This window comes from bacterium endosymbiont of Bathymodiolus sp. 5 South, assembly GCF_900128535.1.
Lineage (GTDB): Bacteria > Pseudomonadota > Gammaproteobacteria > PS1 > Pseudothioglobaceae > Thiodubiliella.
Genome location: NZ_FQTR01000375.1, coordinates 1 through 1,026, shown reverse-complemented (window position 1 = coordinate 1,026; position 1,026 = coordinate 1). Strand labels below are relative to the sequence as shown.

At 37.4% G+C, this 1,026-nt stretch carries 3 protein-coding genes; all 3 read left to right on the top strand.

Annotation, left to right across the window (positions count from 1 at the left end):
• Window positions 1-198, top strand: a 198-nt coding sequence (locus BBROOKSOX_RS11595; RefSeq protein ID WP_180324048.1) for a hypothetical protein, incomplete at its 5' end; no start/stop codon positions are given.
• The gene (locus BBROOKSOX_RS11590) at window positions 195-332 is read left to right on the top strand and encodes a hypothetical protein (RefSeq protein WP_180324047.1); all 138 of its coding nucleotides are present in this window, start codon (window positions 195-197) and stop codon (window positions 330-332) included. The genes BBROOKSOX_RS11595 and BBROOKSOX_RS11590, both read left to right, overlap by 4 nt.
• A partial coding sequence (locus BBROOKSOX_RS11585; protein WP_139662030.1) for a pentapeptide repeat-containing protein occupies window positions 329-1,026 on the top strand: 698 nt, incomplete at its 3' end. The genes BBROOKSOX_RS11590 and BBROOKSOX_RS11585, both read left to right, overlap by 4 nt.

Here is a 1,026-nt window from a genome sequence, read left to right as displayed (position 1 = left end):
GAAAATGCCAAAAACTATTTAAACGAATCAGCGTCTAAAAAGTTACAAGCAATTATCAAAGACAACACGGGAAAAGAAATAAAATACGGCACACCAAAGGATTGTGACACAGGCATTTTAAAAGATAGCGAAGAACTTCAAGCCATCATCAAGAAAGACTGGGGAAAATTAGAACAATTAAATAAAGCAACAACATGATTAAAATCATCAAAAATATTCAAGCATTAAGCACATTCAAACAAAACAGACTAAGTCAAAAACTCTCCAAACTGAGGGTGGCGTTAGTCGGTGCAGAAGCTGATATTTCTGATAAGGTGATGGCACAGTTGTGAAAAAAAAATTACTAGATTATCCTGGTAAATTAAAAGAAAACGCAGTTTATGTTGGATTGTTCATAATTTCTATTATTGTTGTTATTGTTTTACATTGCCTTAACTTCATTGATACAGAAAAAATAACTTGGACTTCTATTAGTAGCGGTCTTATTGCAATCATAGGCTTGATTCTTTTTTACGAACGCTTAAAAAACCAAGGCGAACAAGTCCGAATCCAAGGCAAACAAGTCCGAAACCAAGGCAAACAAATCCAAATCCAGATTAAACAACGGGTAGATGAGCGGTTTAATTCAGCCATTAATTTATTAGGATCAAGTGAAACTTCGGCGCGCACAGGCGCAGTTTATGCCTTGCATGAATTGGCACTGGAGGAGGAGAAATATCGCCAGCAAATTGTACAAATCCTCTGTTCACATATTCGTTCAAAAACCAATGAGCAAGAATATAAAAAAAATCACGAAGAACGCCCATCAAATGAAATTCAAACTACCCTCAATCTTTTATTTAAAAAGAGAGAGAGCGGTTTATACACACAAGATTTTGCAAAAGTAACAGGCTTTCCTGGAGCAGATTTGTCGCACGCTTACCTTGTGGAGGCGAGTTTTAGTGATACACAGTGTCAAGGGGCGAGTTTTAGGGGTGCTCAGTGTCAAGGGGCGAATTTTTGGAATGCACAGTGTCAAGGGGCGAG

Coding starts and splice junctions, on each gene's coding strand:
- BBROOKSOX_RS11590 (WP_180324047.1), top strand. CDS start 195: ATGATTAAAATCATCAAAAATATTCAAGCATTAAGCACATTCAAACAA.